14 protein-coding genes are annotated in these 13,294 nt (G+C 60.0%); 4 read left to right on the forward strand and 10 right to left on the reverse strand.

Annotation, left to right across the window (positions count from 1 at the left end):
• Positions 1 to 227: 227 nt before the first annotated feature.
• On the forward strand, positions 228 to 923 hold the full coding sequence (locus PHW99_RS06010; protein WP_300174757.1) for a Bax inhibitor-1/YccA family protein: 696 nt from the start codon (positions 228 to 230) through the stop codon (positions 921 to 923).
• Positions 924 to 1,051: 128 nt separating this feature from the next.
• Positions 1,052 to 1,405 carry a hypothetical protein gene (locus PHW99_RS06015; protein ID WP_300174759.1) on the forward strand — a complete coding sequence of 118 codons (354 nt, stop codon included), beginning with the start codon at positions 1,052 to 1,054 and terminating at the stop codon, positions 1,403 to 1,405.
• Between the two features lie 61 nt (positions 1,406 to 1,466).
• Here PHW99_RS06015 and rlmD read toward each other — a convergent pair whose 3' ends face one another.
• The 8 genes from rlmD to PHW99_RS06055 all read right to left on the reverse strand — a co-directional run bounded on the left by rlmD (position 1,467) and on the right by PHW99_RS06055 (position 8,967).
• Positions 1,467 to 2,903 (reverse strand): 23S rRNA (uracil(1939)-C(5))-methyltransferase RlmD, encoded by a 1,437-nt coding sequence (gene rlmD / locus PHW99_RS06020; RefSeq protein WP_300174761.1) that lies wholly within the window; start codon positions 2,901 to 2,903, stop codon positions 1,467 to 1,469.
• Positions 2,904 to 2,963: 60 nt separating this feature from the next.
• Positions 2,964 to 3,836 carry a peptidoglycan DD-metalloendopeptidase family protein gene (locus PHW99_RS06025; RefSeq protein ID WP_300174763.1) on the reverse strand — a complete coding sequence of 291 codons (873 nt, stop codon included), beginning with the start codon at positions 3,834 to 3,836 and terminating at the stop codon, positions 2,964 to 2,966.
• Between the two features lie 11 nt (positions 3,837 to 3,847).
• Entirely contained in the window at positions 3,848 to 4,642 is a 795-nt protein-coding gene (locus PHW99_RS06030) for a protein-L-isoaspartate(D-aspartate) O-methyltransferase (RefSeq protein WP_300174765.1), read from the reverse strand.
• Positions 4,642 to 5,415, reverse strand: coding sequence for a 5'/3'-nucleotidase SurE (surE, locus tag PHW99_RS06035; RefSeq protein WP_300174767.1), 774 nt, complete (start codon positions 5,413 to 5,415; stop codon positions 4,642 to 4,644). Before surE ends, PHW99_RS06030 begins: the two co-directional genes overlap by 1 nt.
• A 46-nt stretch (positions 5,416 to 5,461) precedes the next feature.
• Entirely contained in the window at positions 5,462 to 6,259 is a 798-nt protein-coding gene (locus PHW99_RS06040) for a sulfite exporter TauE/SafE family protein (RefSeq protein WP_300174769.1), read from the reverse strand.
• A 26-nt stretch (positions 6,260 to 6,285) separates the two neighbouring features.
• Complete coding sequence (gene ccoG / locus PHW99_RS06045; RefSeq protein WP_300174771.1) at positions 6,286 to 7,722, reverse strand: cytochrome c oxidase accessory protein CcoG; 1,437 nt, start codon at positions 7,720 to 7,722, stop codon at positions 6,286 to 6,288.
• Positions 7,723 to 7,731: 9 nt separating this feature from the next.
• On the reverse strand, positions 7,732 to 8,376 hold the full coding sequence (locus PHW99_RS06050; protein WP_300174772.1) for a hypothetical protein: 645 nt from the start codon (positions 8,374 to 8,376) through the stop codon (positions 7,732 to 7,734).
• Positions 8,377 to 8,523: 147 nt separating this feature from the next.
• Positions 8,524 to 8,967 carry a group II truncated hemoglobin gene (locus tag PHW99_RS06055; RefSeq protein WP_300174774.1) on the reverse strand — a complete coding sequence of 148 codons (444 nt, stop codon included), beginning with the start codon at positions 8,965 to 8,967 and terminating at the stop codon, positions 8,524 to 8,526.
• 202 nt (positions 8,968 to 9,169) lie between these two features.
• Here PHW99_RS06055 and PHW99_RS06060 point away from each other — a divergent pair, with 202 nt between their 5' ends.
• On the forward strand, positions 9,170 to 10,525 hold the full coding sequence (locus PHW99_RS06060) for a sigma-54-dependent Fis family transcriptional regulator (RefSeq protein WP_300174775.1): 1,356 nt from the start codon (positions 9,170 to 9,172) through the stop codon (positions 10,523 to 10,525).
• A gap of 30 nt (positions 10,526 to 10,555) precedes the next feature.
• Positions 10,556 to 11,617 (forward strand): DMT family transporter, encoded by a 1,062-nt coding sequence (locus tag PHW99_RS06065; protein WP_300174776.1) that lies wholly within the window; start codon positions 10,556 to 10,558, stop codon positions 11,615 to 11,617.
• Between the two features lie 54 nt (positions 11,618 to 11,671).
• On the opposite strand, the gene PHW99_RS06070 is transcribed toward PHW99_RS06065, so the two are convergent.
• Entirely contained in the window at positions 11,672 to 12,208 is a 537-nt protein-coding gene (locus PHW99_RS06070) for a polymer-forming cytoskeletal protein (RefSeq protein WP_300174777.1), read from the reverse strand.
• A gap of 245 nt (positions 12,209 to 12,453) precedes the next feature.
• A partial coding sequence (locus PHW99_RS06075; RefSeq protein ID WP_300174779.1) for a pyridoxal phosphate-dependent aminotransferase occupies positions 12,454 to 13,294 on the reverse strand: 841 nt, incomplete at its 5' end.

The raw sequence follows: 13,294 nt of genomic DNA on the forward strand, positions 1-13,294 counted from the left end.
GATCTTGACATCCGACAGTTCCAGAAACGGTTTGGTATTCACGATGAAGGTCTCCTTCCATTCAAATCTGTGAGCATAACGCCCTCCTGCCCCCGATGTCGGCTGCCGGCCAACTCACCAGTAGCCACATAAAAAGTAGGAACCCGGCACCAAAAGATGCCTGTCAGGAGAGACGATGCTTAAAATGCGCCGAGGTTTTTGATCAACAGACAAAAAGGAGTCAGACAATGTCCGATCATGTTCAATCCATTGACCGCGGCTATGGCTACAGTGTTGACGCGCAACAGCGCAACAAGGTACTGCGCAACACCTACTGGTTGCTGGCTCTCAGCCTGATCCCCACCGTGCTGGGTGCCTGGCTGGGCGTGGCCACAGGCATCACCCGATCGATGACGGGTGGGCTGGGTCTGATCGTTTTCCTCGGTGGCGCATTCGGTTTCATCTTCGCCATTGAAAAGACCAAGAATTCAGCCGCTGGTGTGCCCGTGCTGCTGGGATTTACCTTCTTTATGGGGCTGATGCTGTCGCGCATGATTGCCATGGTGCTGGGCTTCAAGAATGGGCCTGACTTGATCATGACCGCCTTTGGCGGTACGGCTGGCGTGTTTTTTGTCATGGCCAGCCTGTCCAGCGTCATCAAACGTGACCTCTCTGGTATGGGCAAGTGGTTGTTTGTGGGTGCCCTGGCCATCATGGTGGGCGGCATCATCAATGTGTTTGTCGGATCCACTGCCGGCATGATGGCCATCTCGGTGGCAGCCATTGGTGTTTTCAGCGCCTACATGTTGTATGACCTGAAACGCATTGTGGATGGCGGTGAAACCAACTACATCAGTGCCACACTGGCTCTGTATCTGGACATCATCAATGTGTTTCAGAGCCTGCTGGCCTTGTTAGGCATCATGGGCGGCGAACGCGACTGATGGCCAGCCGCCTTATCGCCCAAACAAAAGGCCCATTCGGGCCTTTTTTCTTGCTTAATTCGAGCTTCGCTGTGATCGAATTGTGCACATAATCCCGTTGACCATTCCCCTCCCTCTGAATGCCATTCATGTCCAGACACCTGCTGATCCTCCTCACAGCCCTGCTGCTGTCAGCCTGTGACATGCTGGGCCTGGGGCCAGACCCCCGGATTGCCCAGAAAGAGGCTGATGCCAAAGCCATTGGCGGCGCCTGTCGACATGGTCTGCGCAGCATTGAAGACTGCTACACCCTGAACAAAGGCGTCAACAAGGCGTCTATTTACGCTGGTTGGCTGGAAATGGACGCCTACATGCGGGAGAACAAGCTCGAAGGGCTGCGCCCCGAAATAACACCGCCTGCTGCAGCTACCGCCGCCTCCGCACCCCGAGCAGAAGAAGTGATCGAAGAAACCAAACCCAAGTCCAAACCGGCGGCCCATTGACACCGGTCAGCCGCGCACCATGGCCTGATATCGGATGGTTTTAGCGCTCCAGCGGCGTTGGTCACGATACCAGATCAAAAACCGCCATGCTCTCGACGTGTGCTGTGTGCGGGAACATGTTCACCACCCCGGCAGCGCTGCACCGATACCCTGCCTGGTGCACCAGCAAACCAGCGTCCCGTGCCAGCGTAGACGGGTTGCAGCTGACATAAACAATGCGTTTCGGCGGCGCCCAGTGTTCTGCCCCGGGCGTGGGCACGACGTCAGCAGCGCCCAGCCGCTGTTGGTGCAGGTCCGCCAAGGCGCGTACCAAGGCAAACGCGCCCTCACGTGGCGGATCCACCAGCCAGCGGTCCGCATAGCCATCAGCAATCAACATGGCCGGGGTCATTTCAAACAAATTTCTTGCTACAAATTCAGTAGCACACAAAGGCCGATTGGTCCGGGCTAGAGCACAATTTTTCTGGTAATTCTCGCGTGACCTGGCGACCAGCACCTCGCTGCCTTCCACGCCCAGCACCGCAGCCGCTTGCGTCGCGATCGGCAAGGTGAAATTGCCCAGGCCACAAAACCAGTCGATCACCCGCTCGTTGTGTTGTGCCTCCAACAAACGTAGCGCCCGTGACACCAGCACCCGGTTGATATGTGGATTGACTTGGGTGAAATCCGTCGGCTTGAACGGCATCACGATGCCGAACTCAGGCAAGGCATAACTCAGCGTTTCCCCGCCGTCATCGAGCAGATGCACCGTTTCCGGCCCCTTGGGCTGCAACCACCACTGCACGCCATGCTGCTGAGCAAAAGCCCGTAAACGGGCCAGATCGGCTGAGCTCAGCGGCTCTAGATGACGCAGCACCAGGGCGATCACGGTGTCTCCACAGGCCAACTCAATCTGTGGACAGGTTTCGACGGCATCCATGGACACAATCAGCGCCCGCAATGGCATCAACATGGCGCTGACCTGTGGCGGCAACACCGGGCAGACCCCCATGTCGGCCACATAACGGCTCTTGCGCTCATGAAAACCGACCAGCACGGTTTCTTTCTTGCGGACATGGCGCACCGACAAACGGGCCCGATAACGATAACCCCAAGTGGGACCTTCGACCGGGCGCATGATCTGCCCGGGCTTGACCTTGCCCAGATGCCACAGATTGTCCTCCAGGGCGCGCTGCTTGACCGCGACCTGGGCACTGCTGTGCAGATGCTGCATCTTGCAGCCGCCGCAGGCGCCAGTATGCAGACCAAAATGGGGACAGCCCGCCTCCACACGTTGGGACGATGACCGGTGAATCGTGGTCAGCGTGCCCTGTTCCCAGTTGTTTTTATGGCGATTGACGTTGGCGCTGACATACTCGAATGGCAACGCCCCCTCAATGAACACCACCTTGCCATCAGCCTTGTGAGCCACGCCCTGGGCATCCAGGTCGAGCGATTCAACCCACAACCAGTCGTCAGGAACGGCGCTGGCAACAGGCGCCTGAGTTTTTTCAATCATTCGCTTTGAATTGGTAAGAATGCTCGACCCGGCCGCCCATGCAGGAGGCCGGCAAGCAAGTTAGCGGGCTGGCAGATACCTGGCAGGATCCACCGGTTTGCCTTGGCGACGCACCTCAAAATGCAGCTTGACCCGGTCAGCATCACTGTTGCCCATCTGGGCGATCTTCTGCCCCTTCAGCACCGACTGATCCTCCTTGACCAGCAGCGTCTGATTGTGAGCGTACGCCGTCAGGAAAACATTGTTGTGTTTGAGAATGATCAGGTTGCCATAACCACGCAAACCGGCCCCCACATACACCACACGACCATCGGCTGCCGCCAGAACCGGATCACCCGCATTCCCGCTGATGTCCAGGCCCTTGTTCTTGACTTCGTCAAAGCCGGCCAGAACCGCACCACTGGCAGGCCAGACCCAAGTGATGTCGGAGTCCGCTGCAGCAGGTTGTGAAGCGGGGGCAGAACTGGATGCGGCACCGGATGACGCTGCGGCCGGGCTGGACGCTGCTGCCACCGCGCCTGGTTTGGCCACCGGACGTACCACGACCTCGTTGCTGCCCAGTGGTGGAACCACCCGCAGGACCTGGCCGACCTCAATGCGGTTCGGATTTTCCACCTGACTCCAGCGGGCAATATCCTGCGTGGTCTGGCCGTTTTCCAGCGCAATCCGCAGCAACGTGTCGCCGGGCTTGACCGTGTAATAGCCAGGCTTGCCCGCATTCTCAAAACCTTGTGGCTGCTTGACAGCCACCGGTGCAGCAGCCGGGAGGGGGGTCACTGAAATTGCCGGTGCCGGCGTCGATGCCGGCGCACGGGCCGGACGGTCCTCAACAGGTGCCCGGTTCAAGCTCGTCGAACTGCATCCAGCCAGCATCGCTGCCACCCAGGCAAGCACAAGAAGACCAAAACCGAACCGTTGATTCAAACGTGTCATACAAACCCCTGTCAAGCAATGCCGGATTTTAAGGGGACAAAGTGCACCGCCTCCATGACCGTCTGACGCAGGCCCTGCGGCGTTTTATCCACCACCACCAGCGCCTGGCGCCCCGGGCTATTGGCACCGGCTGCCACCGGCGCCACCAGTCGTCCACCCACGGCCAGCTGATCCAGCCAGCACTGCGGTAGGGCCTCGCCACCAGCCGCCGCAATGATGCCGGCGTACGGTGCCCCCTTGTCATAACCCACCATGCCGTCGCCAAACAGCAGATGAACATTGGCCAACCGCAAGGGCCGCAAGTTGTCACGGGCCTTGTCATGCAGGCCGCGCAAGCGCTCGATCGAATACACCTCGGTGCACAGCAAACTCAGCACCGCGGCCTGGTAACCGCAACCCGTGCCAATTTCAAGCACCCGCCCCAGGCGTGTTGCACTGCCCTGGCGCAGCAACTCCAGCATCCGTGAGACCACCCCAGGCTTGGAAATGGTCTGCCCCAGCCCAATGGGCAAGCTGGTGTCCTCGTAGGCCTGGTTGACCAGTGCCGAATCCACAAAGCGGTGGCGCTCCACCGTCCCCATGGCCGACAATACCTGGGGATCAGAAATGCCTTGCCGGGCCAGCTTGGTCACCATGCTGTGTCGCACCGCGCTGGAGTCCATTCCCAACCCCAGGGGCGCAGGCGCAGCCACTTTCACCACACGATGGCCAGACGCCGCTGGCAGCCCCCCTGTCGGGCGTGCCAGCTCCAGACTTGCCGGAAATCCCGGGCGCTTCTTGGGTTGGGACCGGTGGCTGTCAACCATCAGGCCTGGCCCATCCCTGCCGACAGTCTGGATGTCGTCTGTGCCCAGTAGCCCAAATACTCGTGGTCAGTCAGGTCCACCTTCAGTGGCGTCATGGCAATGTGTCCTTGGGCCGTCGCATGAAAATCCGTACCGTCGGCATCATCCTTGGCCGGCCCCGCCGCCCCGATCCAGTACATGGTGTCACCACGCGGGCTTTGCTGCGTGATCACCGCCTCGGCCGAATGACGACGCCCAAGCCGGCAAAGTTTGACACGGCCAATCTGGTCGGCGGGCAAATTGGGAATATTGACGTTCAGCAACCAGGCGCCGCCGCCCAGCAGGTTTTGTTCGGACATTTGCAGGACCAGCTCGCGCGCCTTGCTGGCAGCGGCGTCCAGATGCAGCCAGTCTCTCTGAACCTGGGAAAACGCGATCGATGGAATACCAAACAGATAACCCTCCATGGCCGCCCCAACCGTGCCCGAATAAATGGTGTCGTCCCCCATGTTGGCGCCATTGTTGATGCCAGACACCACCAGGTCAGGCCGGTAATCCAGCAAACCCGTCAAGGCAATGTGAACACAGTCAGCCGGCGTGCCGTTGACATAGCGAAAACCGTTACCGGCCCGGTGCACATACAAAGGGGAGTGCAGCGTCAGCGCATTCGACTTGGCGCTGTTGTTTAGCTCCGGGGCAACCACTTCCACCTCGGCGATGTCTTTGAGCGCTTCATACAGCGCCACAATCCCGGGCGCCTGAAAGCCGTCGTCGTTGGAAATCAAAATTCTCATGATGCCACCTGTTGTTCAGGCGAATTGTAGGCGGCAGCGCCGCTCATCAGCCCGGCATCAAACCGACTGCACGGCTCAGCATCAGCGCAGCGACCCCGACACAAAACCAGGCAAAAACCTGACTCAACCGCACCGGATCGAGCCGATTGGCCAGTTGCCGGCCAGCCAGCAACGCCACCACAGCGCCAGCCGTGAAAGGCAAGGCAATGTCCCAGGACAACGCACCTTGCCAGGCGGCAGAGGACACCCCACTCAAGGACACCAGAGCCATCACGGCCAAAGACGTGGCCTGCACACTGCGAAGGGTCAAATCGGTATAACGGGACAACGCGGGAATGATCACAAAACCACCCCCCACCCCCAACAGGCCACTGAGCAGGCCAGAGATCAGGCCGGTGCCCGCCAAGGCGCGCGCGCACGAACGCGTCCAAGTCAGCCGCTGATCATGCGGGTTCACCAAGCAAGGCGCTGCGGTTTTGGCGTCTGCGCCGCGTGCTGCATGTCCCAGCGTGCGCCAGGCGGAGTACATCAACACCATGGCAAAAGCCACCAGCAAAGGCCGATTGGGCAGACGCTGTGCCAACAACAGGCCCAGCGGCGCCACCAGCATGCCCATCGTCCCCATCAAGGCAGCGGCGCGGTAGCGCACCACACCCTGACGCAAGCCCAACACCGCCCCCAACAAGGACGCCGCAAACACCGCCAGCAAACCAATGGGCGCAGCCTGCTGCACCGACAAGTGCAGACCAAATACCAACAGCGGGATCGACAACACCCCGCCACCCGCGCCGGTCAGGGCCAAGACCAGACCGATCAGGGTCCCCAGCAAAATCCCGGTCAGCATGCTGTCGCGCAGACTACAACCACCCGTTACCGGGGCATGATGAACTTGGACTTTTCGCGTATCGAGATGTCGGTGCCCAAGGCCTCAATCACAAAATGGAACTTGTGCGAACCTGGTTCAACCGCCCCCGGCGGTATCTGCACCCGCACCGGCACGGTCCGGGCTTCGGTCGACGGCACCATGATCGTGTCATCCGACGTGATCACCAGTCCCGGCAAACCGGTCACCGTGATGCGGTAACGCTGATCGGATTCAGCCGCATTCATGATCTGTAGCCTGAACACGTTTTCGGTTTTGCCGGCTTCCACCACACGTGCCATGACACCACGATCACGTACCACATCCACCTTGAACGGGGTGCGCACAGCCAGGCTGATAAAAATCGCCAACACAATCGCCGTCAGAATGCTGGTATAGACCAAGATCCGCGGACGGAACACATGACGCAGCGTCTGCTTCTGGGTCCAGTGGTTCTTCATGGCGTTTTCGGTCGAATACTTGACCAGTCCACGCGGATAACCGACCTTGTCCATCACCGTATCGCAAACGTCGGCACAGGCACCACAACCAATACATTCGTACTGCAAGCCATTACGGATATCAATGCCGGTCGGGCAGACCTGCACACACAGACTACAGTCCACACAGGCACCCAGATTGAGCTTGGCCAGATCAGCCTTCTTGGAACGCGCACCACGCGGCTCACCACGCTCGGCATCGTAAGTCACGATCAGGGTGTCCTTGTCAAACATGGCGCTCTGGAAGCGGGCGTAGGGACACATGTGTTTACACACCTGTTCACGCATGAAGCCAGCATTGCCATAGGTGGCGAAGCCGTAAAAGACGACCCAGAAAATTTCCCAGGATCCCAGGTTCAACGCCATCACTTCCTGCCCAAGCACCTGGATCGGAGTGAAATAACCCACAAAAGTAAAACCGGTCCAGACGGCAAAAACCAACCAGATCAAGTGCTTGGCAAATTTGCGGCTGAACTTTTCCAGGGACATGTCGGCCTCATCACGCCGCATGCGCGCCGAGCGGTCCCCCTCCACCATCTTCTCAATCCATAGGAATATCTCGGTGTACACCGTCTGCGGACAGGCATAACCGCACCAGAGACGGCCAGCCACCGCCGTAAACAGGAACAGTGACAACGCAGAAATGACCAGCAACCCCGTCAGATAGATGAGATCCTGCGGGTACAGCACCAGACCAAAGATATAAAAGCGCCGCACACTCAGGTCAAACAGCACGGCCTGACGCTGCCCCCAATCGATCCAGGGCAGTCCGTAAAAAATGATCTGGGTGACCCAGACCATGATCCAGCGCCATTTGGCAAAGAGTCCCTTGACACTGCGCGGATAAATTTTCTGGTGGGCGGCATATAGGGACACCATTTCCTCATCCGGCTCCACCGCCGTGATCGGAATCACTTTTTTGACTTCTTCGTTTTCGGCATTCATGGACATTCCTCAAAAAGTAGCTGTAAGTATCTGTTGCTCCGACCCTGACGCCATGTGCATCAGAAATTCATCGCGTGTCAACCCTGCAAACAACGGGTGCCAGCGCCGTTGCTCCAGCACCGTGCTCACGGCCCGGGCACGACGTTCATGTCCGGTAAACAGCAGGGTTTCATCCGGCAAGGTAAAAACTTTCCTGGTCACACTGTCCCACAAAGCCTCTGGCGCCTGTGGGCGTGGCTGATGCGGACAAGACATGACGGCCAGTAAACCCCCACAAAAAAATCTGTCGCGCCAGCCAAAACTCAAACAGGTTCGCGTGTGACCGGGTGTCGAAACGACATGAATCAACTCGTCACCAAACGGCAACACCGCGCCATCGCGGCCATCGTACCCAACCAAACTGTCCGGTGTATCCCCCTGAACCAGAGGCGCCCCCAATCGCGCCAGCAGTTCCGGCTCGCTGATGTGCAAAGCATCATGGTGATGTGTACGCAGCACCCAACGCAAACGCAGCTCCCGCTCGGACAACAAGGCCGCCAATACCGGCAAGTCCCGCGCATGCGGATCAATCAAAACCGCCTCGCGCTGCGACAGATCAGCCAGCAAATAGGTCAACTCGCCGCTGGCTTCGTCATTCAAGATCCGGAAATACATCTCAGACGCTCCCGTCTGAACGAATTTTAGTGATCTTCTGATGGCACCCGGTCATGTCAACTCCTCTGCAGATGCGACCTGTCAATCAAGAACCGTGCCACCACAAACACAGCCATTCATCCAGAAAAATCAACAACTTACAACGAATCACGATCCATCATGACTGTCATTTTTGGCAGTTTTTGTCATGTCAGCATGACACTCCGGCGCCTCCGATGTATTGACCAGATGTTCAGCCATCTTGGCAAAGGTCTCGATCAGCCAAGCCCGAAAGGCCGGGTCGGGCACCTGTTCGGTCAACGCCTGGGTCATGCACAACATCCATTGGTCACGCCGAGCGGGGCTCACCTCATAGGGGGCATGGCGCATGCGCAAACGGGGATGCCCCTTCTTCTCGATATAAAGCGCCGGGCCGCCAAACCAGCCAGACAAAAACTCGAACAGGCTTTCAGCGCTGCCTGCCAGACTCTCCGGGTGGATCTGCCGCACCGCGTGGGCCTCCGGCAATTCGTCCATCAACGCGTAGAAGCGGGTGACCAAGTTTCGGATGCCCGCCTCGCCACCCAAAACCTCATAAGGTGTGATTGTCATATTTGCACTCATGCGTATTTCCTGGGACGCCAACACATCTTCGGTCCCGTGACTGCCTTTCGTTCACTCCATCGTAACGTGATTGGTGCCTGTGCAGGGTCGATGACATGCTCTGAAAATCTCAGCGGCGCGCAACTGTCAAATATGGCAGCTTGACAGACATTGGCATACACTGATTTCTTTGAACTCCAAAGTCCTGTGCATGAAACCCTTGCCTGAACTGATGTCCTTTCTGGAGGGCCTGCCGGAGCCCCACATCCTGTTTGACACCCAGTACCGGATCCTGGCGGCCAATGCGGCTTACCGGCGCCAGTTCAGCCCGGAACGCAGTGTGGTCGGACGCACCTGTTATGAGGTGTCGCACCACTTCAGCGTGCCCTGTGACAAGGCCGGTGAATCCTGCCCGCTGGTCAAGGCGCGGGAATCCGGCCAGCGTGAACGTGTGCTGCACCTGCACCACACCCCCAAAGGGGAGGAATACGTCAACATCGAACTGGCCCCGCTGCTTGACGGCACCGGCGAACAAGCCTTTTTTGTGGAACGGATGGAACCCTTGCGCGTGGCGCAGGGGCAGGCCGGCGCACACGGGCTGATTGGCCGCTCGGCCCCCTTCCAGCACATGCTGACCCTGGTCGCCCGTGTGGCCCCGGCCATGGCCACCGTATTGCTGCTCGGTGAATCGGGGACCGGCAAGGAGCTGGTGGCCCGCGCCATCCACGAAGCCAGCACACGCGCCAGCCGCGCCCTGGTGCCGGTGGACTGCTCCAGCCTGCCGGAAAACCTGTTCGAATCCGAGTTGTTTGGTCATGAGCGCGGTGCCTTTACCGGGGCCAATACCGCCCGCGGCGGACTGGTTGAAGCCGCCAGCGGCGGCACCCTGTTTCTCGATGAGGTGGGCGACATCCCGCTGACCATGCAGGTCAAGCTGCTGCGCCTGCTGGAAACCGGCACCTATCGGCGTGTGGGCAGCACCGAGCAGCGCCATGCCGACATCCGGGTGGTCTCTGCCACCCACCGCAACCTTGATCACATGGTGGCACAAGGCCTGTTCCGCGAAGACCTGTATTACCGCCTGAGCACCTTTCCGATCCATCTGCCGGCCCTGCGTGAACGCCGTGACGACGTCCCCCTGCTGGCAACCGCGCTGCTGCAACGGGTGGCTGGGCAGCGCAAGCTCAACCTGAGCCAAAGTGCGCTCACCACGCTGCAGGCGCAGCACTATCCCGGCAATGTGCGCGAACTGCGTAACCTGCTGGAGCGCTCGGCGCTGCTGTGTGATGGTGACACGCTGGAGGCCTCACATGTGGAACAGGCCCTGCGCTCAGGCCGCCGTCCTACCACGCCCGGCCCAGCGTCGCTGCGGCAAGGACCGGACGGACTCAGCAGCACCCGCCTGCCAACAGCGACGGCCGGTGTGCTCAAGTCGGTCGAGCGCGCCACACTGCAAGACATTGTCAAAACACATTCGGGCAGCCGGGCCGAACTGGCGGCGCAATTGGGCATCAGCGAGCGTTCGCTGTACCGCAAGCTCAAGACGCTGCAACGCCATGAGACCTGATCTGCCATCACCTTCACGCCAATGGCCACCATGAACCAGTTGCATTCCGCCACCGCCTGCGCCCTGGGGGCAGCGATCCTGTTTGGCGCCAGCACGCCATTTGCCAAGCAGTTGCTCGGCGATGGTTCAAACGTCTCCCCCTTCATGCTGGCTGGACTGCTGTACCTGGGCAGCGGCCTGGGGCTGACGCTGACACGGCTGTTGCGCGACCGGGGCTGGACATCGCCCGCACTGCCGCGCCATGAATGGCCGTGGTTGCTGGGCGCCGTGGCCAGCGGTGGGGTACTTGGGCCGCTGCTGCTGATGGTGGGGCTGGCGCGCACCAGTGCCGCCACCGCCTCACTGTTGCTGAATCTGGAGGCGGTGTTCACCGCCTTGCTGGCCTGGCTGCTGTTCAAGGAAGGCACCGACAAGCGCATCGTGCTGGGCATGACACTGATCGTGGCTGGCAGCGTGGTGCTGGCCTGGCCCGGTGGCCACATGTCGGTGGACCTGATCGGCCCGTTGGCGCTGGCCGGGGCCTGCCTGGCCTGGGCCATCGACAACAACCTCACGCGCAAAGTGTCGGCATCGGACGCCGTGTTCATTGCCGGCAGCAAGGGGCTGGTGGCTGGCGGCATCAACACCAGTCTGGGCCTGGCACTGGGGGCGAGCTGGCCCGGTGCCAGCCAGTTGTCAGTGGCCATGTTGATCGGCTTTCTGGGCTATGGTCTGAGTCTGGTGCTGTTCGTCATCGCCCTGCGTGGGCTGGGAACAGCGCGCACTGCGGCCTATTTTTCAACCGCCCCGTTTGTAGGTGCAGCCCTCTCGACCACCCTGTTTGGCGACCCCGTGAACGCGATCTTCTGGCTGGCGATGGCCCTGATGGCGGTTGGTGTCTGGCTGCATTTGAGCGAACATCACGCCCATCGCCACACCCACACGGCGCTAACCCACGAGCACCCCCACCGGCACGATGCCCATCACCAGCATGTCCATGACTTTGCTTGGGATGGCCGCGAACCGCACCGCCACCGGCATCAGCATGAAGTGCAGACGCACAGCCACCCACACTATCCGGACATCCATCACCGCCACCCGCATGACCCGTGATACCGGCGACCGAACCGTTGGCAGCCTGAGGGGCCAAGTTACCCTGAAATCACCTCAACCCGCAACGGCCAGCGCCGGTTTCTCCCCGCTGGCAGGCCTGGGAATTGGCAGGGCGCCAAACTGGATATCGCCACTGAGTTGCCCACCTTCTTCAATGACCAGGTTGCCGTAGCGGATCTTGCCACTAACCTTGCCGGTGCCGTAGATCACCAGCTTCTGGCGCACCGTCAAATCGCCATCAAATTGACCCCGAATCTCGGCGATATCAATCTCGGCCGACCCCTTGAAAGCGCCTTGCTCGGCAATAGCCATCACCCGGGAGTCCATGGTCGCCTCCACCAGGCCTTCCACCACCAGCGTGTCGCAATCGGTGATTTCCACGCCCTTGAGCTTGATGTTGGGTCCCACGGTGAGTTTGCTGCCGCCTTCCCTGGCGGGTGTTGCTTGTCCACCCTGGGCCGGGCTCGCCGCAGGCAGGGCCTCCGCGTTGGCCGACGGGCCATAACCAGCGGCTTGCGGCAGGGGCACGACAGGACGTGTGGCAGGGGCTTGCGGTTCGCGTTTGTTGAAGAAGTTGGGGGACATGGCCATGTTGCAATTTCCTTTAAAACTTCATGCTAAAGGCGATGGCGCTCCAAGTCTCCACTGGTTTTGCAAGTTGCGTAACAGCTTGCATTTCCTGCCACCCCGGCCGCCGGGTGCTCCCCGTCAATAGCCGTGTTACGAATTTCATGCCTTGAATTGCTATTATTTATATAGCACATTAGGCAATCAATACCTGGGCTAGAGGGTGATTTTTCATGCAAAAACCCCAACCCGAGGCGGCGGAACCGAGGTCAACCCTGGCTGGCCAGAAAAACCCCCAAGCGCCTGACACCTTCATCCAGCCGCTCATGGCTGCTGGCAAAACACCAGCGCAGATACCCCTCGCCTTCCGGGCCAAACGCCACCCCGGGCGCCAAACCCAGCCCGGCTTCGTTGACCAGCCGCTTGCAAAACGCCAGGCTATCCGTCACCCCGTCAATCTTGAGAAATGCATACATGGCCCCTGTCGGCGCTGGCGCCTGGCGTACCTGGGGGATGGTTGCCAAACCACCTGCCAGGTGGTCACGCGCCTGCTTCAGCCGCACCACCGTGCGCTGCACCGATGTGGCACCGTTGACCATCGCATACTGCGCCGCGTGCTGGACAAAGGCTGGCGCGCAAGAGGTGTTGTACTCAATCAAATTGCCGATGTCGGCGAGCAAGGTCGTGGGCGCCACCATCCAGCCAATGCGCCAGCCGGTCATGAGCCAGGCCTTGGAAAACGAATTGCAGCTGACTACCCGCTCCTGTGGGTCGGCCATGTCCAGAAACGATGGGGCACAAGCACCGTCAAAGTAATACCGCTCATACACATCGTCGGCAATGATCCAGATGCCGTGCCTGCGGCAATGGGCCAACACCGCTTGCTGGTCCTGCGCCGACATCGTCCACCCGGTGGGGTTGTTGGGTGAATTGATCATCAGCGCCTTGGTGCCAGGGGTCAATGCGGCCAGCAGCTTGTCCAAATCCAGATGCCAGCCACGCTGGTCAAAGTCCAGGCTCACAGTGGTCACCCGCGCGCCCAGAATCTTCGGTATCTCCACCAGGTTGGGCCACAGCGGGGTGACCACCACCACCTGGTCGTCATGCCCC

Origin of the sequence: Rhodoferax sp. (assembly GCF_028689305.1) — a bacterium.
In the GTDB taxonomy this organism is placed as follows: domain Bacteria; phylum Pseudomonadota; class Gammaproteobacteria; order Burkholderiales; family Burkholderiaceae_C; genus Rhodoferax.